Here is a 21,853-nt window from a genome sequence, read left to right on the forward strand (position 1 = left end):
GTCACAGCTGCGACACGATGGTGTGGATCGAGGTCACGTCCACGGTGATCGCGACGACACTCCTCGCGAGAACCACTCGACGTGATCGAGGAGACCGTGATGTCGTTCCTGCGCCGCCGTGTCGACGCGCCTGTTGTCGCTCCGCCCGGACGCACGCCCGACATCCCCGTCGACGGCCCCGCCGACGAGCCGGCACGCCGCCTGACGCGCTCCGAGCGCAAGGCCGTCAAGGCCGAGCAGGCCGCCGCGGCCGAGCTCGCCGCCCGCGTCGCGCGCGCCCAGCGCCGCCTCGCCCAGGCCACCGGGCCGCTGCCGGTCGTGCCCCAGCGCCGCTCGCCGGAGAACACCGTCCCGACGGAGTGATCGCGGCAGGCGCCCGCGTGGAATCCTGCGCGGCGTGCCTGCCCGTCTGCTCGCGGCGGTGGTCGTCCCGGTCGTCACGGCCCTGCTGCTCGGTGCCTGCGGCGCGACGCCCACCGGCAGCGCGCCACCGCCCGCGTACGACCCGCCGACCGGCTTCGCCGCCCCCACCGGGACGCTGTTCGGCGGGTCCGGGTCGCGGGTGTTCGGGCGCGACGCGGCGGCGCTGCCCGCGGCGCTGATCGGCACCGCGATCTGGGCGACCGACGGCGGGCGCGTGCTGCGCACCGACTCCACCGGCGCCGAGGTCCCGGGCCCCGCCCTGCCGCCGGGTCGCCACGCCGCGGGCAGGCCGGTGGCCACGGCCGACGGCGGCGTGCTGGTCGGGGCGTCGAGCGTCGTGCCGGGCGCGGGCACCACGCCGCCCGGCCTCGCGGTCGACCTCGTCGCCCTCGACGCGGCGAGCGGCGACCTGCGCTGGAACGCCCCGACGGTGCTCCCGTGGGCGGAGCGCCCGCCGGCGGTCGCGATGGACGTCGCCGGGGTCGTCGCCGGGGTCGCCGTGCTGACCGCGAGCACCGACACGCAGCGCACCGCCGTGGGCGTCGACCTCACCTCCCGCCGCGTGCTGTGGACCGCCGACGGGGTCGCGGTGGACGCGCTGCTCGCCGACGGCCCGGCCGGCGGCACCGCGATCGGCGTCGCGACCACGCCGGGCGAGAGCCGCGCCTACGCCGACTCGACGATCGTCGGCCTCGACGCCGTCACCGGACTGCGCCGCTTCGCCCCGCCCGAGGTGCTGCGGGCCCCGCAGATCACCCCCGCCGGGCCGTCGCTCGCCGTGCTGAGCGGGCGCACGGCCGCCACGACGCTCGCCGCGCCTGCCGCCTCGCTGCGCTTCGTCGACGCGCGCGGGACGACCGTGCGCACCGTCGACGTCGGCAACACCTACACCCCGCCGCGCTGCGTCTGGGACGAGGCGGCCACCACCGTCTGCGGCGGCGACACCCGCGTCTTCGCGGTGGACGCGGGGACCGCCGCCCCGCTGTGGGAGCTGCCCGACCCCGCCGCCAACCGCGTCGCGCCGCGGATGACCACCGCGTGGCACGGCGCGGTCTACGGCACCACGGTCAACGGCCCGGTCGTGCTCGACGCCCGCACCGGCACCGACCGCGACACCCGGCCCGGCGCCGCCCCGGTGCTGGTCAACGCCTACCTCGGGCTCGGCGCGGAGACCGCCGGGGTCGCGGGCTTCGGCGGGGGCACGGCGATCACGCCGGCGATCCGGTGAGATCGGTGCCGCCGGGGTAGCCGCGGGGATGGGTGACTACGAGCACACGACCGACGTCCGCCGCCCGCCGGAGGAGGTCTTCGCCTACCTCGCCGACGTCGAGCACCTGCCCGCGTACTTCAGCGGGCTGGAGAAGGCGTGGAGCAACGGCGGCGAGGAGGTCGGCGTCGTCGCGAACGTCGAGGGCGAGCGCTACGAGGGCACGGCCTGGATGCACGCCGACGCGGACGCGCGCAGCCTGCGCTGGGGCGCCGAGCACGCCAGCGGCTACCACGGCGAGCTGTTCGTGACCGGGATCGGCGACGAGGACTCGCGGGTCACCGTCACGCTGCACACCGAGCGCGCCGACGGGCCCGGCGTCCGCGCCGGCCTCGAGCAGACCCTCGCCGACCTCAAGCGCATCCTCGACGGCGCGGGGACCGAGCGGATCGACGGAGCGGAGCGCGACTGATCGGACCGGGTGATCGCGGCCGCCGACCGGGCGACTGAATCGTTCGACGTGGCAGCGATCACGTCCCTCTGGCATCGTGGGCGATTCGGACAGCCCACTGGACGGAGACTCCGTGCGCCTCCCGTTCGTCCGCCGCCGTTCCACCACGAGCACCACCTCCGGCGGCGCCACCACGGTCCCGCGCGCCGCCACCACGGCCCGCCGCGTGCCCGGTCCCGACGTCATGGTCGGGATGGAGTACCTCGACCTGCCGGCCCGCGAGGCGACCCGCGCCCCGGCCCCGGAGATCGCCGTCTGCGGCATCGACCCGCAGGTCCCCGGCACCCCCGCGGTGCCGCGCCTGCACGTCGTCGTCGGCGACGACGGCCCGCGGCCCGACTCCGTGTCCGAGCTGCTCGACCGGGCCGGCGGCGAGGGCGGCGTGCGGGTGCGGCGGCTGACCGTCGACGTCCGCGGCCTGCGTGACGTGCTCGAGAGCCGCGGCGGGTGGAACCTGCTCGCCGCGCTCGTGCGCGAGCCGTCCGACCGGGTCACCAACGCGGTCTTCCGCGCGACGATGGCCGGTCCCGCGGGCGAGGGCACCGGCCCGGTGGGCGCGCTGCTCGAGGACGGCGACGTCGACGTCGAGGTCTGCGTGGTCGGCGAGGGCGACACCGTGGCCGGGCGCTGCCGGCGCGAGCTGGGCCGCGGGCGGCTGTCGCTGACGACGTTCCTCGCCGAGTCCGAGCGCCTCACGCGCCGGCTCGCCGAGGCCCTGGCGCGACCTCGCGACCGTGGCACCCGGCGCTGCTTCGAACAGGCGCTCGGCGACGTGCTCGCCGACGCCCCGCTCACCGACCTGCTCGGACGCCACCGCGAGGCGCCCTACTGCTCGGTGCCCGGCACCTGGGCCACGCCCCCGACGCCGGCGACCCCGGCGCCGCGGCGCGGCGACCTCTCCGAGCAGGTCGACGCCTCCGTGACGCTGGAGGAGGCGTCGAGGTAGGTCAGGTCGTGTGGACGATCAGCACGTCGGTCGGCGCGCGGCGCGAGACCTCGGCGGGCACCGAGCCGAGCAGGCGCCCGGCGAAGCTCGCGAGGCCCTTGTTGCCCACCACGACGAGGTCGGCGTGGTGCAGATCGACCTTGTCGCAGATCGCCTGCACCGGCTCGCCCTCGACGGCGACCGTGTTGACCTCCTCGGCGCCGGCGCGGCGGGCGACGTCGCGGGCGTCGCGCAGCTTCTCCTCCGCCGGGTTCGACCCGATGATCTTGTAGGCCTCGTCGCCGAGGGCGCGCTCCGCCTCGGCCCGGTCGCGGGTGTCCTGGCGGCCGGAGCGCTCGTAGGCGCAGATGATGAGGAGCTTGGCGCCGGCGTCCGCCGCGATCGCCGCGGCCCGCGTGACGGCCGTGGTGGCCGAGGAGGAGCCGTCCGTGCCCACCGCCACCAGCTTGTAGTCGCTCACGGCCGCACCCTAGGGGCCGTTCCCGTCCGGGCAGGGTGCGGGGGCTCACGGGTGACCCGGGGTCGCCGAGCCGGGGGAGATCGGACAGACTGTGCGCGAGCGCCAGACCGGCGGTGACCCGCGCTGCCGGTCCGTGGTGCCCGCGATGCAGGACGACGACCCGAACAGGCGGTGCAGCCGGCGATGACCCTGGCGAGTGGCTACTTCGTGCTCACCCCGATCTGGCACGAGATCGTGATCGGGATGGTCGCGTTCGGCGCGCTCTACCTCGTCATGACCAAGGTCTTCATGCCGCGCCTCGAGAAGGTCTACGCCGAGCGCCACGACCGCATCGAGGGCGGCTTCGAGCGCGCCGAGCAGGCCCGCGCCGAGGCCCGCCGCGTGCAGACCGAGTACCGCACCCGCATCGGCGAGGCCCGCGACGAGGCCACCCGCATCCGCGACGCCGCGCGCGAGGAGGGCCAGCGCCGCCACGACGAGGTCCTGGCCGGTGCCCGCGAGGAGGCGGCCGGGATGGTCTCCCAGGGTCGCGAGGAGCTGGCCTCCCAGCGCTCCTCGGTCGCCTCGGACCTCCAGCCCGACGTCGCCCGGCTCTCCCGCCGGCTCGCCGGCCGGATGCTGGGCCGCGAGATCGGTGACGACGAGTACCGCCAGGTCGTCGACGACTACCTCGGCCAGCGCGTCTGAGCCCTCGGGGCCCCTCGGGGCCCCTCTGGGCCCCTCTGAGCCCTCGAGGCTCCGCGCAGCGCCGTGCGCTGCGAGAACCGGACTCCGCGGACACCAACGGACGCGTGAGGTCACGGTGAGGTCACGATTGCTGCGTGTCGCGTACGACGTGGCCTCGTGTCGGTAACGACCGCGCCTGTTTCCCGATGAGTGCCCGAGACCACACCGGGCGAACGGGGGCAGGCACATGGGCGAGCGGGCGCAGGCGCACGACACGGCGCACACGGTCCGTGGTCGCGGCGGGACCGGGCTCGCCGCGCTCGTCGGCCGGTTCGTCGCGGTCGCGTTCCTCGCCGTGGGCACCCTGCTCGTCGGCGCGCCGCTGTCGAGCGCGAGCCCGGCCCTCGCCGCCGACCCCGCACCGGCCCCGGCGCCCGTGCCCTACGGCGGGGCCCTCGACAACCCGGACCCGGGCGGCTCGTTCGACGACTCGCAGGTGCTCGAGGTGGCGATGCTCGGCCTCGGCGCGCTCAACGGCCTCGCGTTCGCCGCCGTCGTCATCCACAGCCGGATCCGCGGGAGTTCCGCCGCGGCGACCCGCCGCGCGCTCATGACCCGGACCGCCCGCGGCGTCCCCTCGGGCCCGCGGCCCCGGTTCGGCGGCACGCGCCACCGGGATGCGCACTGACGAGTACGCCGTACCGCCGAGTCCCGGCCGGCTGCGTCCAGGTGGCCCATCCGGTGGCGCCCAACGGCGCCGATCCGCGACGATGAGCGGCCCACCGGGTGAAGGAGATGCCCCGAACGGGCTGTTCCGTGAGCCGTCTGCAACGCGTCACGCTGGCAGGGACGATCCACCGGGTGACCCTGTGCCGCCGTCCGACGCCGTCGGACCACCCGGCGGCCACGTCCTCGCCCGTGAAGGAGCGCCGTTGTCGACCGACGCCGCGACCCCCGAGACACCCGTGCCCCCCGATCCCGACGGGGTGACCGACGGGTCGGCGGTCGACGGCTCCACGCCCGACGACACCTCCGGCGACACGTCGGACAACACGTCCGACGCCACGTCCGACGTCACGTCCGACGCCACGTCCGACGAGGCCTCGACCGCCCCACCGACCGCCACCGCGACGGCGCAGGACGCGACCCCGGAGGACGCGACCCCGGACGACGCGGAGAGCGCGGCGTCCGCGGAGCCGGCGGAGACCGACGCCGACGCCGACGCCCCGGACGCCCCGGCAGCGGACCCGACAGAGGGCCGGACAGAGGGCCGGACAGAGGGCCGGACAGAGGGCCGGGCCGTCCCCGCCATGGCGCACATCCCGACCCAGGCCGAGCCCGTCCACGAGACCACCCGCGACAGCGGGCCCGCCGCCGGTCGGGGTCCCGGTCCCGTCGCCGACGACGCCGGCGGCCGGCTCACCGCCCGCCTGCGGGAGGCCCGCGCCCGCCTCCAGCCCGACGAGACCGTGATCCCCGCGCCGCGCACGCCCGAGGGCGTCGTGCCGCCGGCCCCCTTCCGCCGCGGCGACGGGCCACCGCCGGCCGACCTGCTGCATGCCGTGGACGAGCTCGCGGCGCAGCTCGCCGAGCTCGAGCGGGACGACGACGAGCAGACACCCGACCGCCGGGCCCTGCTGCGCGCCCTCGACCGCTCGGCGGCCGGGGTGCCCGACGGCGGCTGGTCGACCCAGGACCGCCTCGCCGCCGAGGCGCTGGCGGACGCGTCCGACCTCGCCGTGGCCCTGCACGACGCGGCGGCGTCGCTGGTCGAGCGCCTCGACGCCGAGGAACGCCCTGGCCCGGCGGTCGAGGTCGACGCGGTCGCCACGGCGCTGCAGGTCGCGCGGATGGTGCTCGACCTCGAGGGGTTCGCCCGCCACGGGCGCTGACCCGCCGGGGCAGAATCGGCCGTCGTGGCACGTGTCGCGGTGGTGGGTGCCGGAGCGATCGGCGGTGTCCTGGCGGCCCTGGCCGCCGACCGCGGCCACGACGTCACGGTGTGCGTGCGCACGCCGTTCGACGTCCTCACGGTGACCACCGACGGTGTGACGCGCGCGGTGCCCGCCGCGATCGCCACCGACCCGGCCGCGGTCGCCCCGGCCGACTGGGTCGTGCTCGCCACGAAGGCGCAGGACACGGCGTCGGCGGCGGGATGGCTCGGGGCCCTGTCACGCCCGGACGGCGTGGTCGTGGTGGCCCAGAACGGCATCGATCACGCCGAGCGGGTCGACGGCCTCGTCGACCCGGCCGCGACGGTGCTGCCGGCCTCGGTGCGGATCGGGGCGGAGGCGGTCGCGCCCGGGCGCATCGTCCACCACGGTTTCGCCCGGCTCACGGTCCCGGCCGGCGAGGCGGCCCGGGGACTCGCGGCGCTCTACGGCCCGGCGGGGGCCGGCGGGCTCGAGGTCGTGGCCGTCGACGACTTCACCACCGAGCTGTGGCGCAAGCTGCTGAGCAACGCCGTCGCCAACCCGATCACCGCCCTCACCGGGCGCCGCAACGTCGTGCTCGCCGAGCCCGCGACGCGGGAACTGGTCGTCGACCTGTCGCGGGAGGTGATGACGGTCGGGCGCGCGGTGGGCGCCGACCTGGGTGACGAGGACGTCGACGGGCTCGTCGCGCTGTACGACCGGATGCCGCCGGGGCAGGGCACCTCGATGCTCTACGACCGCCTCGCCGGGCGCCCCCTCGAGCACGAGTACCTGACGGGCGCGGTGGTGGCGGCGGGGCGCCGGGCCGGCGTCGCCACCCCGCTGAACAGTGCCGTCCTCGCCCTCCTGCGCGGCGTGCGCGCCACGAACGGGCAGGTCGGGTGAGGTGACAGCTCGCGGAGTCGGCCCTCGACTGCGACGATCGGCCGTATGAACGGTCGGGGAAACGGGGCGCCGCGGCGTTTCCGGCTCCTGTTCGTCTGCACCGGGAACATCTGCCGTTCGCCGTTCGCCCGCTTCCACGCCCGCGCGCTGCTCGAGATGCGGCTGGGCCCGCGGTGGGCCTCGTGGTTCGACGTCGCCAGCGGCGGCACCGGCGCGGTGGTGGGCGCCGAGATGCACCCGCTCTCCCGCGCGCAGCTCGGCCCGCTCGCCACGCACCCCGACGTGGCCGCGTTCCGCGCCCGCCAGCTGCCCGCGCGCGACGTCGAGCTCGCCGACCTCGTGCTCACCGTCAGCCGTTCCCACCGCTCGGCGGTGCTCGAGCTCGAGCCGCGCGCGCTGCGCAGCACGTTCACGATGCCCGAGTTCGCCCGCCTGCTCGAGGGTGTCGACCACGCCGCCCTGCCCGCCGACCCGCGGGACCGCGCGCACGCCCTCGTCGCCGCGGCCCTCGCCGAGCGGGGACAGGGCGCGCCGGTCGAGGCCGAGGACGACGCCATCCCCGACCCGGTGCGGGGCGAGGTCGCCGACCACGTGGAGGCCGCCCGGCGGATGCACGCGGCGATCCGGCCCCTGGTCGACGCGATCGGCGCCGCGGTGCCGTGGCCCGCGCGCGCGCCGCGCCGGCCCGGCCCGCCGCCCGGACCCCCCGGCGCGCCCCCGGGTGCGCCGGGCGGACCGCCGCTCGGGGTCCGTCCCGGCCCACCCGGTCCCGCCGGCCCGCCCGCTCCGCCGCGCGGGCCCGTGCCCGTCGGGGGGCCGCCCGGTGCGCCCTTCCCGCCGATGCCACCGCAGGGACCGCCGCCCGGCGCGCCCCTGGCGTTCGGCCCGCCGCCGAACGGGCCCGGCGGTCCGCCGGCGGGCGTCGCACCCGGGACGCCACCGCTCCCCGCGCAGGCCGCCGCGCGCCGGCCGTCGATCACGGCCGACCCGCTGTCGCCGCCCACCCCCGACGAGCGCGACGGGCTCGAGCCCGACGCCGTGCCGCGGGAGCAGGCCGAGGCCGGCGCCGGCCACGGTCACCACCGGCGCCACCGCCGGGACGACGACGGGAGCGAGCTCCCGGAGCGGGCACCGTCGGTGCCCCGCGCGGGACGGTGACACGCCGGTCAGCCGGGGAGGGGCCCCTCGGTGCGGGGCGCGTGCCGCGTGAAGGCGAGCGCCCGGCGCACCCGCGCCCCGGATCGCGCGCCCGCGACCGGGTCGGGGGCGAGCAGCGGGCGCCACACGCTCCAGGAGTCCATGCCCCCGGAGCTGATCGGCCGGCCGTGCGCGGCCCGCTCGACGAGGTCGTCGCACGGGGCGACGCCGCCGGCGGGGCGCACGACGTGGAGCCGGAGCCGTTCGCCGCCCGCCGTGACCCGCAGGCCGGCGCGCGAGGAGCGCGGGGTCTCGAGGGCGAGCTCGGCGGGCGTCCCGTCGAAGAGCACACCGCGCGTGGACTCGAAGCTCAGCCGCCCCGCGCGCAGGCGCAGGACACCGGGGACGTGGGTGACCTCGCGGACGATCCACGCGAGGCCGGCGAGGTCGCCGCCGGGCGCGTCCACCAGGGCGGCGCCGGGCGCCGTGGGCGTCGCCGGCGGCGCGGCGGACAGGGTCCGTGCGGACCGCGGGGCGGGCACGGCGGCGACCGCGGACGACGGCGTCGGGGCGCTCGTCGTGGCGGGGCGGGGCGGGATGGCCATGGTGACCTCCTCCCGGTCGTTGCTGTGTCGTGACCTGACCTACACCCAACGCGCGAGGTCCCCCGGGTGTCATGCTCCGGCCGGGCGAGGCCCGGTGAGCAAAGGGGTGATCCCCACGCGACCGCGGAGAGTGAGCAGGGTCGTCGCACCGAGTGGGCGACGAGATCCCCCGAGCAGCCGCCCGGTCGTGCCCTGCGTGACCGCTCGGTGGCATGCTCCTGCGCGATGGGCGCAGTGCCGCGGTCCACGGTCGGATGGCGGGAGCCCGACGATCGTGCGGACCACCTCTCCGCGCCGGTCGAGCACTACGGTGTGCAGCCATCGGGGAGCGGAACGCCCTCGTCGTCGACTTCGGGAGAACGCAGCGTGAGCAACCCCGGCGGATACCAGCAGCAGTCAGGTTTCGGCTCGGCGCCGGGTGGCTATCAGCAGCAGTCCGGCTTCGGCGAGCAGGGCCCGCAGAGCCAGCAGCAGCCCGGGTACGGCCAGCCGGGCCAGCCGGGCCACGGCCAGCCCTTCGCGCAGCCGGACACGGGTTCCGGGCAGCCGGGCTACGGGCAGCCGGGGTACGGGCAACAGCCCGGCTACGGCCAGCAGCCCGGCTACGGCCAGCAGCCCGGCTACGGCCAGCAGCCCGGCCAGCAGCCGGCCTACGTGCCGCCCCCGGGGCAGCCCGGCTACGGCCAGCAGCAGTACGGCCAGCAGCAGTACGGCCAGCAGCAGTACGGCCAGCCCTACGGCCAGCCCGGCTACGGCGCGCCGATGGGCGCGGGCGACCCGACCGACGTCGTCGGCTCGCGGGTCGGGCAGTACATCCTGGACGCGCTGCTGACGGCCGTGCCCTCCCTCGTCCTGCTGTTCGTCGTGATCGGCATCGGGAGCGCCACCGCGTCGAGCAACCCCGAGACCGCCGTCACGATCATCGGGATCGGCTACGTCGTCATGCTCCTGGTCTCGCTCGGCGGCGGCTTCTTCGTCTACGCCTACTGGCCGTCGACCCACCAGGGCCAGACGCCGGGCATGGGCTGGCTGAACCTGCGGATCGTCCGCGAGGAGGACGGCGGCGTCCCGTCGCTCGGGCAGTGCGTCGTGCGCTGGCTGCTGTTCGTCGTCGACGGGCTCTTCGCGGGCATCGTGGGCCTCATCGTCATGTCGACCTCGGCCCGCCACCAGCGCGTCGGTGACATGGCGGCGAAGACCCTCGTCGTCCGCGCCTGACGGATTTCGCGCGCCGGACAAGCACGTCGGTGACCGCACGGAACGTGCGGTCGTCGTCACTCGTCCGTGACCGCGGACTGGGCCGCACGAGCGAACCTGAACTCTTCTGGCCGTTCGGCGAAACGGAGTCTGACCGCCGAGCGACTACCGGGCCGTACCCGGACGCCGCGCGGCGTCCGACGATCGGACGACACGACCGGCCCGGCCGGCACGTGCAGAAGGCGGTTCGACTGTGAGCACGACAGCATTCCTGCCCGACCAGGGGGCCCGGAGATGAGCGCACCGGCGCGCGGGGGTTACGCCGCGTGGGTCACCTGGCTGGAGGCCTTCCGCCGGGGTGAGGACCCCGCGACCGAGGGCCTCGGCCCGGTCCGCGGCGGGTTCGGCTCCTACGTGGAGGCGCGGCTGCTCGAGAGGCTGTCCACGGCGTTCGCGGAGCGGGTGCGGCAGTGGCAGACGTCGCTGGGGGACCGGATCGTGGCGCAGCCGCCCGACGGGCCGGTCGCCGCCGCGGCGCTCTTCCAGGACGCCGTCGCCCGCCTGGAGCCGCTGACGCGGCTGGCCGACTCGCCGCTGGTGCCGCGGCCGCTGGCCGTGTCGATGCACGACATGCTGCGCTCGGTCCGCGAGGGCGCCCGCAGCGCGCTCGACGAGGCCTGGCGGCGCGGCCTGGAGGACGTGCACGCCCCGGGCATGCCGGCCCAGCGGCGGGTGGACCCGGTAGTCCGCCGCCCTGGCGCCGGGGTCGGTCCGGGCCGCTAGCCAGCCGGCTCCCGGGATCAGCCCAGCCCGATCCGGGCGAGGACGCCGCGGTGGTCGCTGCCCGGCACGTCGACGACGTCGACCTGCCGGGCCCGCGGCCCCCCGGAGACGAGCACGTGGTCGATCTGGACGCCGAGCAGCCGCGGCGCCGCCGACGGCCAGGTGCCCACGAGGCCCTCGCCCACGTCGCTCGCCGCGTCCGTGCAGCCCTCGGTGGCCGCGCGCAGCTCGGCGTGGTCGAGGGTGGCGTTGAGGTCGCCGGCGACGACCGTCGGGCGGTCCCCGGTGCACCAGCGCGACAGGGCCGCGATGTCGCGCCGCCAGGCGTTGGTGTCGCCGGGCCGGGGTGACTGGGGGTGCGTGGCGACCACCCGCACGGCCTGCCCGTCGACGTCCGGGATGTCGACGATGAGCGACGGGAACTCGGTGTCGCGGTTCGGCGTCGCGGTGGGCCGCCCCACGCTGCGGCGGACGAACACGGTCATCGGGCTGTCGTCGCCCCGGGCGTCGGCGGCGAACACGCGGTAGCCGCTCTGGCCCGCCTCGCCGCCCGACTCGTCGACGAGCGCCTGTTGCAGGCGGTCGCGCAGCGTGCCGCGGGCCTCGGGCAGCACCACCACGTCGGGGGTGCGGCTGCTGATCAGCGAGGCGAGCGCGCCAGGGTCGGCGCGGCTGAGGTAGGCGCTGGCGGTCAGGACGGTCAGCTCCGGGCCCCCGGAGGCCCCCGCCTCCGACGAGCCGACCGCGCGCGGCAGCACCATGCCCAGCCCCAGGACGCCGACGAGGCCGAGGGCCAGCGCCGTCGGCCAGGCGCGCCGCGAGAGCAGGAGCACGAGCACGCCGAGCACCACCAGCCCGGTCGCGAGCTGGGGCCGGAACGCGATCGTCTGGACGAACGGCGTGCGGTCGTCGATGCCGAGCAGGTCGGAGAACGTCACGACCGCGGCGGGCAGCCCGAGCACCACCGCCGCCCCGATCGCGCCCGCGCCCGGGGCGGGCAGGCGTCCGCGGAGCGACCGCCCCCGCGGGGGGCGGGCCGGGCGACGGGGCGGGTCGTGGCGCGGCATCGCCTCGGTCGGCCCGCCGGGCCCGGGCGCGGGCGCGATCGGGGCGGCGGTGCCGGCCCCGGGCGGGGGCAGGTGCCGGGTGGGCGGGCCGGACCGACCGTCCGGCGGCCGGCCCGGACCCGGCGGACCCGGGCGGTGCGGCGGGGCGGGCCGGCCCGGCGGGACAGGCCGCCCGCCCGGGGCGCCCGGCGGGCTCGGGCGGTACCCGCCGGGCGTGTACCCGCCGGGCGTGTACCGCTCCGGCCCGGGCCGGTCGGTCACCCGCGGGTCACGCGCAGGATCGCGTCGTCCGACCCGTTGTCGGTGGTGAGGTAGAGGGCGCCGTCGGGCCCCAGGCGCGCGCCGCGCAGGCGCCCGAACTCGCCGTCGAGCTCCGCCGGCGCCGTGACCTCGACGATCCGGTTCTCGTCCGCGCCCTGGCCGGGGCGCATGAAGAGGAGCTTCTCGCCCTTCTGCGCCGAGACCGCGAGCATCCCGGCCATGTCGCCCCACGCCGGGCCGTCGAGGAACGCGGCGCCGCTGATGGCCTCGGTGGGGTCGCCCGAGCTCCAGGCCGCGGGGACGGCGTCGGGGTAGCGCCGCAGGTCGGTCATCGGCACGTCCTCGTCGTACCCGCCGGGCGACTCGCCGCCCTGCGCCGGGTCCCACCCGTAGTTCGAGCCCGGGACCACGACGTTGACCTCGTCGTCGATGTCGGGGCCGTGCTCGGCGCTCCACGCGCGGCCGGTGCCGGGATGGATCGCGACGGCCTGGACGTTGCGGTGGCCGTACCCCGAGATCAGGCGCTCGGCCGCGCTGCCCGACTCGGCGAACGGGTTGCCCGGGGCCGGGCCGCCGGTGGCCGGGTCGACCCGCAGCACCTTGCCGCCGAGCGAGTTGCGGTCCTGCGGGATGGTCGCGCGCGCCGTGTCGCCGGTGCCGACGAGCAGCATGCCGTCGGGGGCGTAGGTCGGCCGGCAGCCGGAGTGGCGCCCGGACGGGTTGATCGGCAGTCCGCCGACCAGCGGGTCGCGCACCCGCTCGGCGCGGGTGCCGTCGGGGGACAGACGCCACGACACCACCCGGACGTCGACCGGCCGGCCGTCCTCCTGGTGGGTCTGGCAGGTGACGAACGCGCCGGAGGTCTCGACGTCGGGGGCGGCCGCGATCCCCATGAGCCCACCCTCGCCGCGGGCGTAGACGTCCTGGAGGTCGGCGGCGACGGGGGTCTCGCGGGCACCAGGTCCGAGTCCCGTGACCAGCGTCAACGACCCGTCCCGCTGGGTCACGAGCAGGCGGTCGCCGCCGACGAACGCGACGTCCCAGGGGTTGGCGAAGCCGCCCGCGACGGTCTCGACGCGCAGGGCGGTGCCGGTGGGAGCGGTGGTGGTCGGCGCCGGAGCGGCGGCGCCCGCGCCCCCGCCGCTGCCGGGTGCGGCGGAGGTCTGCTCGGTGCCCTCGCCGCACGCGGTGAGGGCCAGGGCCAGGAGCGCGGAGAGGGCCCCGATCAGTGTCGAGTGCGCGCGCGCCGGGCGTGATCGGCTCGGGGTCACGCGGACGATGATGCCGCGTGCGCTGTCCGATCTTCGTGGGGCCCTCGTCGCGATCGCCCGTTCTGCAGGGATCCGCGCCCGGTGGTCCGGCTCCGGACCGGGTGTTGTCGCTGAACGGACCGCACGGTACTTTTTCCGCGGCGCCGAGGAGCCCGTGCGGATGGACCGGGGGGCACGCACGGACGTCGCGGGGCCCGGGGGTGCCGGCGGTCCGCCACCGGCGCCCCCGTCCACCCTCCCGGAGATCTCCGCGGTGATCGGGCGGGCGTCCGGTGACGGAGCCGCGAGCCCGCTGTCGGGGTGCGCACGTACCCTGGAGACATCCCCCGCGCGACGTCCACGAGGTCGCGCCCCGACGGTCCGTCGAAGGGTCCCTCCGCGTTGTCGCCCGCTGCGTCGCTCGCTGCCCCCGCTCCCGCTCCCACCGCCTCGCGCCCCGGGCCCCTGGCGCCCCTGCTGCCCTCCGTGCTCGCCGACCCGGGCCTGCGGGAGGTCGCCGCCGCCGCCGGACGCGACGCGGCGGTCGAGGGGCCGACGGGCCTGCGCCCGTTCGTCGCGAGCGCGCTGGCCGCGAGCGAGGACGCGGGCGGCGCCGGCGTCCCGCTGCTCGTGGTCACGGCCACCGAGCGCGAGGCCGAGGAGCTGGCGGGCGCGGTCGGCGAGCTGCTCGGCGCCGACGCCGTCGCCCACCTGCCGAGCTGGGAGACGCTGCCCCACGAGCGCCTCTCCCCCCGCGCCGACACGGTCGGGCGCCGGGTCACGGTGTTCCGCCGCCTGGCCCACCCCGAGGCCGACGACACCCCGGACGTCCCGCTGCGCGCCGTGGTGGCGGCGACGCGCAGCCTCATCCAGCCCGTCGTGCCCGGGCTCGGCGACCTCGAGCCGGTGCGCCTCGCCGAGGGCACCGAGTACGAGCTCGAGGCGCTCACCGCCCGCCTGGTCGACCTCGCGTACGCCCGCGTGGAGATGGTCGAGAAGCGCGGCGAGTTCGCGGTGCGCGGCGGCATCGTCGACCTCTTCCCGCCGACGGCCGTCGCGCCGGTGCGCGTGGAGTTCTGGGGCGACGAGGTCTCCGAGCTGCGCTGCTTCTCCGTCGCCGACCAGCGCTCCCTGCCCGGCGACGGCCCCGACTCGCGCCCGGCCGAGGTCGTGGCACCGCCGTGCCGCGAGCTGCTGCTCACCGAGGCCGTGCGCGCCCGGGCCGCCGAGCTCGCCGTGGAGCACACCGGTGACAAGGCGCTGGGCGAGCTGCTGAGCCGCGTCGCCGAGGGCATCCCGTCCGAGGGCATGGAGTCGCTGATCCCGGCCCTGCTCGGCGCCGGGGACGAGGACAGTGGCGAGACACCCGAGCTCGCGCTGCTGCCCGAGCTGCTGCCAACCGGCGGGCACGTGCTCGTCTGCCACCCCGAGCGCGTGCTCACCCGCGCCGCCGACCTCGTGCGCACCGGCCGGGAGTTCCTCGAGGCGTCGTGGCTCGCCGCCGCGGACGGCGTCGGCAGCCGAGATGGAGGTCCTGGCAGCGCGCCGATCGACCTGGGGGCGTCGGCGTACCGCGACCTCGGCGACGTGCGCGCCGTCGCGGCCAAGGCCGGCCGTCCCTGGTGGACGCTCTCGAGCCTCGCCACCGACCCCGACGTCGAGGACGACTCGCACACCCATCTAGGGGAGCACGCCGATAGGGGGGCCCGCGTGCTGCGCCCCGGGTTCACGGCGGTCGAGGCCTACCGCGGCGACATCCCGCGCGCCGCCGCCGACCTGCGCGCCCTGGCCGCGGCCGGCGGCACCGGGGTGCTCGTCGTGCCCGCCGCGGGCACCGCCCAGCGCGCCGCCGAGCAGCTGCGCGAGCACGAGGTGCCCGTGCAGCTCGCCGACGAGGGCCTGCTCGCCGCGCCGGAGGCAGGCGTCGTGACGATCACGCGCGGGTCGCTCGCCGACGGCGTCACCGCGGGGTCCACCTCGTTGGTGATCGTCACCGAGGCCGACCTCACCGGCACCCGCCCGGGCACCGAGGGCACGGTCAAGCGCGCGCCGGTGAAGCGGCGCAACGCCGTCGACCCGCTGACGCTGCAGCCCGGCGACTTCGTCGTCCACGCGCAGCACGGGATCGGCAAGTTCATCGAGATGACCCAGCGCACCACGGGCACCGGCAAAGCGGCGACGACCCGCGAGTACCTGGTGCTCGAGTACTCGTCGAGCAAGCGCGGCCAGGCCTCGGACCGGCTGTTCGTGCCCACCGACCAGCTCGACCAGGTCAGCCGCTACGTCGGCGGCGAGCTGCCGACGCTGAACAAGCTCGGCGGGTCGGACTGGTCGAAGACCAAGTCGAAGGCGCGCAAGGCCGTCCGCGACATCGCGGCCTCGCTGGTGCAGCTCTACGCCGCGCGCCAGTCGGCGCCCGGGCACGCGTTCGCCCAGGACACCCCGTGGCAGCGGGAGATGGAGGACGCGTTCCCGTACACCGAGACGCCCGACCAGGCGTCGGCGATCGACGAGGTCAAGGCCGACATGGAGAAGCCGGTCCCGATGGACCGCGTCATCTCCGGCGACGTCGGCTACGGCAAGACCGAGATCGCGGTGCGTGCGGCGTTCAAGGCCGTGCAGGACGGCAAGCAGGTCGCGGTCCTCGTCCCCACGACGCTGCTCGCCCAGCAGCACCTGCAGACGTTCACCGACCGCATGCACAACTTCCCGATCACGGTGAAGGGGCTCTCGCGGTTCACGCCGGCCAAGGAGGTCGACGGGATCCTCCGCGGCCTCGCCGACGGCAGCGTCGACGTCGTCGTCGGCACCCACCGGCTGCTGCAGACCGGGGTGGCGTGGAAGGACCTCGGGCTGGTGGTCATCGACGAGGAGCAGCGCTTCGGCGTCGAGCACAAGGAGCACATCACCGGCCTGCGGGCCCACGTCGACATGCTGTCGATGTCGGCGACGCCGATCCCGCGCACGCTCGAGATGAGCCTCGCCGGCATCCGCGAGATGTCGACGATCCTCACCCCGCCCGAGGAGCGGCACCCGACGCTGACCTACGTCGGCGCCCACGAGGAGAAGCAGGTCGCCGCCGCGATCCGGCGCGAGCTGCTGCGCGACGGGCAGGTCTTCTACATCCACAACCGCGTGCAGTCGATCGACGACGCGGCCGCGAAGCTGCGCCGCCTCGTGCCCGAGGCGCGCATCGCCACCGCGCACGGGCAGATGGCCGAGGAGCGCCTCGAGCGCACGGTCAACGAGTTCTGGGAGCGCGAGCACGACGTGCTCGTGTGCACGACGATCGTCGAGAACGGCCTGGACATCTCCAACGCCAACACGCTGATCGTCGAGCGCGCCGACACCCTCGGGCTCTCGCAGCTCCACCAGCTGCGCGGACGCGTGGGCCGGGGCCGCGAGCGGGGCTACGCGTACTTCCTCTACCCCGCCGACCAGCCGCTCACCGAGACCGCGCACGACCGCCTCGCCACCGTCGCCCAGCACTCCGAGCTCGGCGCGGGCACGGCCGTGGCGATGAAGGACCTCGAGATCCGGGGTGCGGGCAACATCCTCGGCGCCGAGCAGTCCGGCCACATCGCGGGCGTGGGCTTCGACCTCTACGTGCGCCTCGTGGGCGAGGCCGTCGAGGCGTTCAAGGCGCACGCGGGGGCCGGCGGGGCCGACGACGAGCCGTTGGCCGAGGTCCGCGTCGACCTGCCCATCGACGCCCACGTGCCGCACGACTACGTCGACACCGAGCGCCTCCGCCTCGACGTCTACCGCAAGATCGCCGAGGCGGGCGACGCCGCCGCGCTCGACGCGGTGCGCGAGGAGCTCGTCGACCGCTACGGCGAGCCGCCGACCCCGGTCGGTAACCTGCTCGCCGTGGCCGCGTTCCGGCAGGCGTGCCGGCGCCACGGGATCGCCGAGGTCGCGGGCCAGGGCAACATGATCCGGTTCGCGCCGGTCGAGCTGCCCGAGTCGATGCAGATGCGCCTGCGACGCCTGCACCCGCGCGCGCAGTACAAGGCGGCCTCGCGCACCCTGTCCCTGCCCCGGCCCGTCGAGGGCGCCGACGCCTCGTCGGGATCCCGGGGCCCCGTGCGCATGGGCGCGGCGCCGCTGCGCGACCTCGCGCTGCTGGCCTGGTGCGAGCAGCTCTTCGGGCAGCTCTTCCCGGAGCCGGCGGCCGCGGCGACCTGACGCACCTCCCCGGTGATCAGGGGCGTCACCACGCCCCTCGGGACCCCCGCGGGGTGCGTGGCGTCGCCCCTGATCACCGCGATCGGCGAGCGGCGCGTCCGGTGCCCACCCCCCGACGCCGATCAGCCGGGCGGCGTGAGGGGCGCGACCGGGCGGGTGAGAAGGTGACGGCGTGCGTCGCCTGTCTGCGCTGGTCGCCTCGATCGTCGTGGCTCTCCTCGTCCTCGCCGGATGCGGGACGGGGCCCGACCGCGCCGGCGCGGCCGCGATCGTCGGGACCACGGTCATCCCGATCTCGGAGATCCAGGACAACCTGCGGACCGCGGTGCCCGACCTGCGGATCGCGGTCGACCAGCAGGCCGCGCAGCAGGGCGTCGCCCCGGGCGCGCCGATCCCGCCGCAGCTGCTCGCGCAGGAGTCGCGGCGCCTCGTGACCGTCCGCGTGCTGCACGAGCTGATCGCCGAGCAGTCGCGCCGCGACGGGATCGTCGTGGCCCCGCAGCGGGTCGACGCCGCGCTGGCCCGGGCCGGCGGAGCCGAGGCCGCCGCGGCGGGCAGCGGGTTCGACCCGGCCACGATCCGCGGGCTCGTCGCCGACCAGCTCGCCGCCGGCGACATCGGCCGGCGCGTCTTCGACCGCCTGCAGGTCACCATCGACTACGCCACCGCGCCGGACCGGGCGTCCGCCGAGGCGCTCGCGCGGCAGGTGGCCGCCGACCCGTCGCGCGCCCCGCAGCTGTTCGGCGCGCAGGGCGGCCAGGGCCCCGGCGCCGCGGGGCTGACGCTGCGCCCGGGCCAGGACCAGGGTGCGGGCCTGCGGTCGTCGGCGTCGTCGCTGCTGTTCGGGCTGCCCGCCGGCACCGTGACGATCACGCCGGGCGGGTCCTCCCAGGCCCGCGGCCAGGACCCGGCACAGGGCCCGTGGTCGGTGATCCACGTGCGCGAGCGGATCCTCGACGCCCCGCCGGCCCCGGGCGTCACTCCGGCCGCGGCGGTCGACGACGACACCATGTTCGGCTTCGGCCTGCGCCAGCTCCAGCCGCTCGCGCTCGAGCTCGGGGTGACGGTCAGCCCGCGCTACGGGGCGTGGGACCCGACGCAGCTCGACGTGGTCGAGGACGCGGGGGCGGTCGGCGTCGTCACGCCGGTGCGCACCCCGGCCCCGTGAGCGACCGGGAGATCGTCACCGTCGACCCCCGGCTCGGCGCGGCCCTGCCCGCCGCGGCGGTCCGCACGGTCGCGGCCGCCGACCAGGTCCGGCTGCACCCCGACCTCCCCGCCGACGTCGCCGCGGCCTTCGCACGCGACCTGGGCGCGGTCGACCCCGAGGCGCCGGAGGGCGACGGCACCGTCGTCGAGCTCGTCCCCGGCGAGGCGGGCGCACCGGCCGGCGCGGAGCTGCTCGAGGCCGTGCGGGTCATGGACCGCCTGCGCTCGCCCGGCGGCTGCCCCTGGGACGCCGCGCAGACGCCCGCCTCGCTGCTGCGCTACCTCGTCGAGGAGACCTACGAGCTCTACGACGCCGTCGCCGACGACGACCGGGTCGCGGTGCGCGAGGAGCTCGGCGACGTCCTGCTGCAGGTGCTCTTCCACGCGCGGATCGCCGAGGAGGACGCCGCCGACCCGTTCGGCATCGACGCCGTCGCGGGCGAGCTGGTGGCCAAGCTCGTGAGCCGCCACCCGCACGTCTTCGGCGACGGCGGGACGATCACGGGAGCCGTGATGTCCCCCGGCGAGCAGCAGGTCCGCTGGGAGGAGCTCAAGGCGGTCGAGAAGCGCCGCGACTCGGCGCTCGACGGCGTCGCGCAGGCCCAGCCGGCCGCCGCGCTCGTCGCGAAGTACCTCTCGCGGTCGCGGCGCGCCGGGGTGCCCGACGATCTCCTCGCCGGCGCGTCGGAGGACCCGTTGTACGCGGCCGCCGCGGGGCACGCCGACCCCGAGGGGCACCTCCGGGCGGCCGCGGCCGAGCTCGCGCGGCGGGTGCGCGGGGCCGAGGCGGCGGCCCGCGCCGCGGGCGACGACCCGGCGGCGCTCGACGACGACGGATGGCGCCGGTACTGGCCGACGTGACGTCCGGGTCAGGAAACGGACAATTCGGTCACCTTGTGTGACCAGTCCGTCGCCGTCTTCCCTCGTCCGGCGCAGCCAGGCTAGCCTCACCTCACGTCAGGTGAGGGTCACCTGAGCAGGGCCGAGAGGACGCCATGCTGGGGAACGCCCTGATCGGGCTGCGCGAGGGTCTGGAGGCCTCCCTCGTCGTCAGCATCCTCGTGGCGTTCCTGGTCCGCACCGACCGGCGGCGCGAGCTGCCGAAGGTCTGGCTCGGCGTCGGCGTGGCGATCGCGATCAGCGTCGGCGTCACCCTCGCCCTGACGCTGAGCCAGCAGGCGCTGACGTTCGAGGCCCAGGAGGCGCTCGGCGGATCGCTGTCGATCATCGCGGTCGGCTTCGTCACCTGGATGATCTTCTGGATGCGCCGCGTCGGGCGCACCATCGCCGCCGAGCTCGAGGGCGGCCTGGAGAAGGCGATCGCGATGGGCTCCGTCGCGGTCGTGGTCATGGCCGCGCTGGCGGTCGGGCGCGAGGGCCTCGAGACGGCGGTGTTCTTCTTCGCGGCGGCCCAGGCGGCGGGGGAGACGACGGGCCCGCTGATCGGCTTCCTCCTCGGCATCGCGGTGGCCGTCGTGCTCGCGTACCTGATCTACCGCGGCGCGGTGACGCTGAACCTCGGCACGTTCTTCACCGTCACCGGGGTGCTGCTGGTGTTCGTCGCGGCGGGCATCCTCGCCTACGGCGTCCACGACCTGCAGGAGGCCGGCATCCTGCCCGGCCTGTACACGCTCGCCTTCGACGTCAGCGCCGCCGTCCCCGCGGACTCCTGGTACGGCACGCTGCTCAAGGGGATCTTCAACTTCTCCCCGCAGACCACGGTCCTCGAGGCCGTCGTGTGGGTCCTCTACGTCGGGATCGTGCTGACGTTGTTCCTGCGCACGCCGCGACGCCGGGAGGCGCCGGCGCCCGGCGGCTCCACCGACACGGCCGACACGAGGGCCTGACACCACCGTCCCCCGACGGTCCCCCCGAGATCCGAACGACGCCGGGCGTGCTCCGGTGTGCCCCCTGGAAGAAACAGATGTCCCGCAGGATCCTCGCCGCCGGAGACGGAGCGAAGCGGAGCTCGACCGTCGTCATGGGAGCGGCCCTGGCGATGCTCGCGCTCGCCGCGTGCACGAGCACCGCACCCCCGCCTCCGGGACAGGGCGGTCAGGGCGGGCCCATCCAGGTCCAGGCCTCCGACACCGCCTGCGAGGTCTCGGCGACCGAGGCTCCCGCGGGCAACATCGCGTTCGCCGTGCAGAACAGCGGCACCAAGATCACCGAGTTCTACGTGTCCGGCACCGGTGACCGGATCATCGGCGAGGTCGAGAACATCGGCCCCGGCCTGTCGCGCCAGCTGATCGTCGAGGTGCCCCAGGGCGGGCAGTACACGACCGCGTGCAAGCCCGGGATGGTCGGCGACGGCATCCGCGCGCCGTTCACCGTCACCGGCAACACGGCGGGGTCGACCTCGCAGGACGCGGTGCTCGCCTCCGCCGTCGCGGGCTACCAGCGCTACACGAACTCGCAGATCGAGGCCGGCATCGCGCGCACCCAGGAGTTCGTCGACGCGATCAAGGCCGGCAACGTCGAGCAGGCCAAGGCGCTCTTCCCCGTCTCGCGCACCTACTGGGAGCGCGTCGAGCCGGTCGCGGAGTCGTTCGGCGACATCGACCCGCGCGTCGACGGCCGCGAGGACGACGAGCGCGATCCGGGCGTGGCGTGGACCGGCTACCACCGCCTGGAGAAGGACCTGTGGGTCACCGGCCTGCAGCCCGACTCGGCCGCGATGGGCGACCAGCTGATGGCCGACCTGCGCGACCTGCAGGCTCGCGCGGCCACCGTGGCGCTGACCCCGGTGCAGCTGGCGAACGGCGCCAAGGAGCTGCTCGACGAGGTCGCCACCGGGAAGATCACCGGCGAGGAGGACCGCTACTCGCACACCGACTTGTGGGACTTCCGTGCCAACGTCGACGGCTCGCAGGCGGCGGTCGCCGCGCTGCGCCCGGCGATCGACCAGCGCGACCCGGCGCTGGGTCCGACGCTCGACCAGCGCTTCGCCGACGTCGACGCGCTCCTCGAGCAGTACCGCTCGGGCGACGGCTTCGTGCTGTACACCCAGCTGACCGAGCAGGACAAGCAGCGCATGACCCAGGCCATCGACGCCCTCGGCGAGCCGGTCAGCCAGGTCGCGGGCCTGGTCACCGCGTGACGCGCCGCGGGACCGCGGCCCGTG

At 76.4% G+C, this 21,853-nt stretch carries 20 protein-coding genes; 16 read left to right on the forward strand and 4 right to left on the reverse strand.

Going from position 1 to position 21,853, the window contains the following annotated elements:
• The first annotated feature begins 81 nt into the window (after positions 1–81).
• The 4 genes from PHK61_RS04385 (at position 82) to PHK61_RS04400 (ending at position 3,087) form a co-directional block, all read left to right on the forward strand.
• Complete coding sequence (locus tag PHK61_RS04385; RefSeq protein ID WP_274279754.1) at positions 82–363, forward strand: hypothetical protein; 282 nt, start codon at positions 82–84, stop codon at positions 361–363.
• 34 nt (positions 364–397) lie between these two features.
• Positions 398–1,651 (forward strand): hypothetical protein, encoded by a 1,254-nt coding sequence (locus PHK61_RS04390; RefSeq protein WP_274279755.1) that lies wholly within the window; start codon positions 398–400, stop codon positions 1,649–1,651.
• Positions 1,652–1,679: 28 nt separating this feature from the next.
• Entirely contained in the window at positions 1,680–2,102 is a 423-nt protein-coding gene (locus PHK61_RS04395) for an SRPBCC family protein (RefSeq protein WP_274279756.1), read from the forward strand.
• A 112-nt stretch (positions 2,103–2,214) separates the two neighbouring features.
• On the forward strand, positions 2,215–3,087 hold the full coding sequence (locus tag PHK61_RS04400) for a hypothetical protein (RefSeq protein ID WP_274279757.1): 873 nt from the start codon (positions 2,215–2,217) through the stop codon (positions 3,085–3,087).
• Position 3,088: 1 nt separating this feature from the next.
• Here PHK61_RS04400 and PHK61_RS04405 read toward each other — a convergent pair whose 3' ends face one another.
• Positions 3,089–3,547: a universal stress protein gene (locus PHK61_RS04405; RefSeq protein ID WP_274279758.1), complete on the reverse strand. Its 459-nt coding sequence runs from the start codon at positions 3,545–3,547 to the stop codon at positions 3,089–3,091.
• Positions 3,548–3,730: 183 nt separating this feature from the next.
• Here PHK61_RS04405 and atpF point away from each other — a divergent pair, with 183 nt between their 5' ends.
• The 5 genes from atpF (at position 3,731) to PHK61_RS04430 (ending at position 8,190) form a co-directional block, all read left to right on the forward strand.
• On the forward strand, positions 3,731–4,234 hold the full coding sequence (gene atpF / locus PHK61_RS04410; protein ID WP_274279759.1) for a F0F1 ATP synthase subunit B: 504 nt from the start codon (positions 3,731–3,733) through the stop codon (positions 4,232–4,234).
• A 226-nt stretch (positions 4,235–4,460) separates the two neighbouring features.
• Positions 4,461–4,901, forward strand: coding sequence for a hypothetical protein (locus PHK61_RS04415; protein WP_274279760.1), 441 nt, complete (start codon positions 4,461–4,463; stop codon positions 4,899–4,901).
• Positions 4,902–5,145: 244 nt separating this feature from the next.
• Complete coding sequence (locus tag PHK61_RS04420) at positions 5,146–6,105, forward strand: hypothetical protein (RefSeq protein WP_274279761.1); 960 nt, start codon at positions 5,146–5,148, stop codon at positions 6,103–6,105.
• Positions 6,106–6,129: 24 nt separating this feature from the next.
• Positions 6,130–7,032 (forward strand): 2-dehydropantoate 2-reductase, encoded by a 903-nt coding sequence (locus PHK61_RS04425; RefSeq protein WP_274279762.1) that lies wholly within the window; start codon positions 6,130–6,132, stop codon positions 7,030–7,032.
• Between the two features lie 45 nt (positions 7,033–7,077).
• Positions 7,078–8,190 carry an arsenate reductase/protein-tyrosine-phosphatase family protein gene (locus PHK61_RS04430; protein WP_274279763.1) on the forward strand — a complete coding sequence of 371 codons (1,113 nt, stop codon included), beginning with the start codon at positions 7,078–7,080 and terminating at the stop codon, positions 8,188–8,190.
• 8 nt (positions 8,191–8,198) lie between these two features.
• On the opposite strand, the gene PHK61_RS04435 is transcribed toward PHK61_RS04430, so the two are convergent.
• Positions 8,199–8,774, reverse strand: coding sequence for a hypothetical protein (locus PHK61_RS04435; RefSeq protein WP_274279764.1), 576 nt, complete (start codon positions 8,772–8,774; stop codon positions 8,199–8,201).
• Positions 8,775–9,140: 366 nt separating this feature from the next.
• On the opposite strand from PHK61_RS04435, the gene PHK61_RS04440 reads away from it, so the two are divergent.
• Together PHK61_RS04440 and PHK61_RS04445 are read left to right on the forward strand one after the other, a co-directional pair.
• The gene (locus PHK61_RS04440) at positions 9,141–9,992 is read left to right on the forward strand and encodes an RDD family protein (protein ID WP_274279765.1); all 852 of its coding nucleotides are present in this window, start codon (positions 9,141–9,143) and stop codon (positions 9,990–9,992) included.
• A 273-nt stretch (positions 9,993–10,265) separates the two neighbouring features.
• Positions 10,266–10,754, forward strand: coding sequence for a hypothetical protein (locus tag PHK61_RS04445; RefSeq protein ID WP_274279766.1), 489 nt, complete (start codon positions 10,266–10,268; stop codon positions 10,752–10,754).
• Between the two features lie 17 nt (positions 10,755–10,771).
• Here PHK61_RS04445 and PHK61_RS04450 read toward each other — a convergent pair whose 3' ends face one another.
• Positions 10,772–12,082, reverse strand: coding sequence for an endonuclease/exonuclease/phosphatase family protein (locus tag PHK61_RS04450; RefSeq protein ID WP_274279767.1), 1,311 nt, complete (start codon positions 12,080–12,082; stop codon positions 10,772–10,774).
• On the reverse strand, positions 12,079–13,353 hold the full coding sequence (locus PHK61_RS04455; protein ID WP_274279768.1) for a PQQ-dependent sugar dehydrogenase: 1,275 nt from the start codon (positions 13,351–13,353) through the stop codon (positions 12,079–12,081). The genes PHK61_RS04450 and PHK61_RS04455 overlap by 4 nt, the downstream gene beginning before the upstream one ends.
• A 465-nt stretch (positions 13,354–13,818) precedes the next feature.
• Here PHK61_RS04455 and mfd point away from each other — a divergent pair, with 465 nt between their 5' ends.
• The 5 genes from mfd to efeO all read left to right on the forward strand — a co-directional run bounded on the left by mfd (position 13,819) and on the right by efeO (position 21,829).
• The gene (gene mfd, locus PHK61_RS04460) at positions 13,819–17,520 is read left to right on the forward strand and encodes a transcription-repair coupling factor (protein ID WP_274279769.1); all 3,702 of its coding nucleotides are present in this window, start codon (positions 13,819–13,821) and stop codon (positions 17,518–17,520) included.
• Between the two features lie 172 nt (positions 17,521–17,692).
• Complete coding sequence (locus tag PHK61_RS04465; RefSeq protein WP_274279770.1) at positions 17,693–18,688, forward strand: hypothetical protein; 996 nt, start codon at positions 17,693–17,695, stop codon at positions 18,686–18,688.
• Entirely contained in the window at positions 18,685–19,590 is a 906-nt protein-coding gene (locus tag PHK61_RS04470) for a nucleoside triphosphate pyrophosphohydrolase (RefSeq protein WP_274279771.1), read from the forward strand. Before PHK61_RS04465 ends, PHK61_RS04470 begins: the two co-directional genes overlap by 4 nt.
• 134 nt (positions 19,591–19,724) lie before the next feature.
• A complete protein-coding gene (gene efeU, locus PHK61_RS04475; protein WP_274279772.1) occupies positions 19,725–20,576 on the forward strand; it encodes an iron uptake transporter permease EfeU in 852 nt (283 codons plus the stop codon).
• A gap of 77 nt (positions 20,577–20,653) precedes the next feature.
• A complete protein-coding gene (gene efeO, locus PHK61_RS04480) occupies positions 20,654–21,829 on the forward strand; it encodes an iron uptake system protein EfeO (protein ID WP_274279773.1) in 1,176 nt (391 codons plus the stop codon).
• The last annotated feature ends 24 nt before the right edge of the window (positions 21,830–21,853 follow it).

The sequence above is a fragment of the Actinomycetospora lutea genome (genome assembly GCF_028737205.1).
GTDB classification, from domain to species: Bacteria; Actinomycetota; Actinomycetes; order Mycobacteriales; family Pseudonocardiaceae; genus Actinomycetospora; species Actinomycetospora lutea.

What these genes read in the sequence shown, in the direction of transcription:
- PHK61_RS04395 (WP_274279756.1), top strand. Translation starts at nt 1,680, where the DNA reads ATGGGTGACTACGAGCACACGACCGACGTCCGCCGCCCGCCGGAGGAG.
- atpF (WP_274279759.1), top strand. Translation starts at nt 3,731, where the DNA reads ATGACCCTGGCGAGTGGCTACTTCGTGCTCACCCCGATCTGGCACGAG.
- PHK61_RS04415 (WP_274279760.1), top strand. Translation starts at nt 4,461, where the DNA reads ATGGGCGAGCGGGCGCAGGCGCACGACACGGCGCACACGGTCCGTGGT.
- PHK61_RS04430 (WP_274279763.1), top strand. Translation starts at nt 7,078, where the DNA reads ATGAACGGTCGGGGAAACGGGGCGCCGCGGCGTTTCCGGCTCCTGTTC.
- PHK61_RS04435 (WP_274279764.1), bottom strand. Translation starts at nt 8,774, where the DNA reads ATGGCCATCCCGCCCCGCCCCGCCACGACGAGCGCCCCGACGCCGTCG.
- PHK61_RS04445 (WP_274279766.1), top strand. Translation starts at nt 10,266, where the DNA reads ATGAGCGCACCGGCGCGCGGGGGTTACGCCGCGTGGGTCACCTGGCTG.
- efeU (WP_274279772.1), top strand. Translation starts at nt 19,725, where the DNA reads ATGCTGGGGAACGCCCTGATCGGGCTGCGCGAGGGTCTGGAGGCCTCC.
- efeO (WP_274279773.1), top strand. Translation starts at nt 20,654, where the DNA reads ATGTCCCGCAGGATCCTCGCCGCCGGAGACGGAGCGAAGCGGAGCTCG.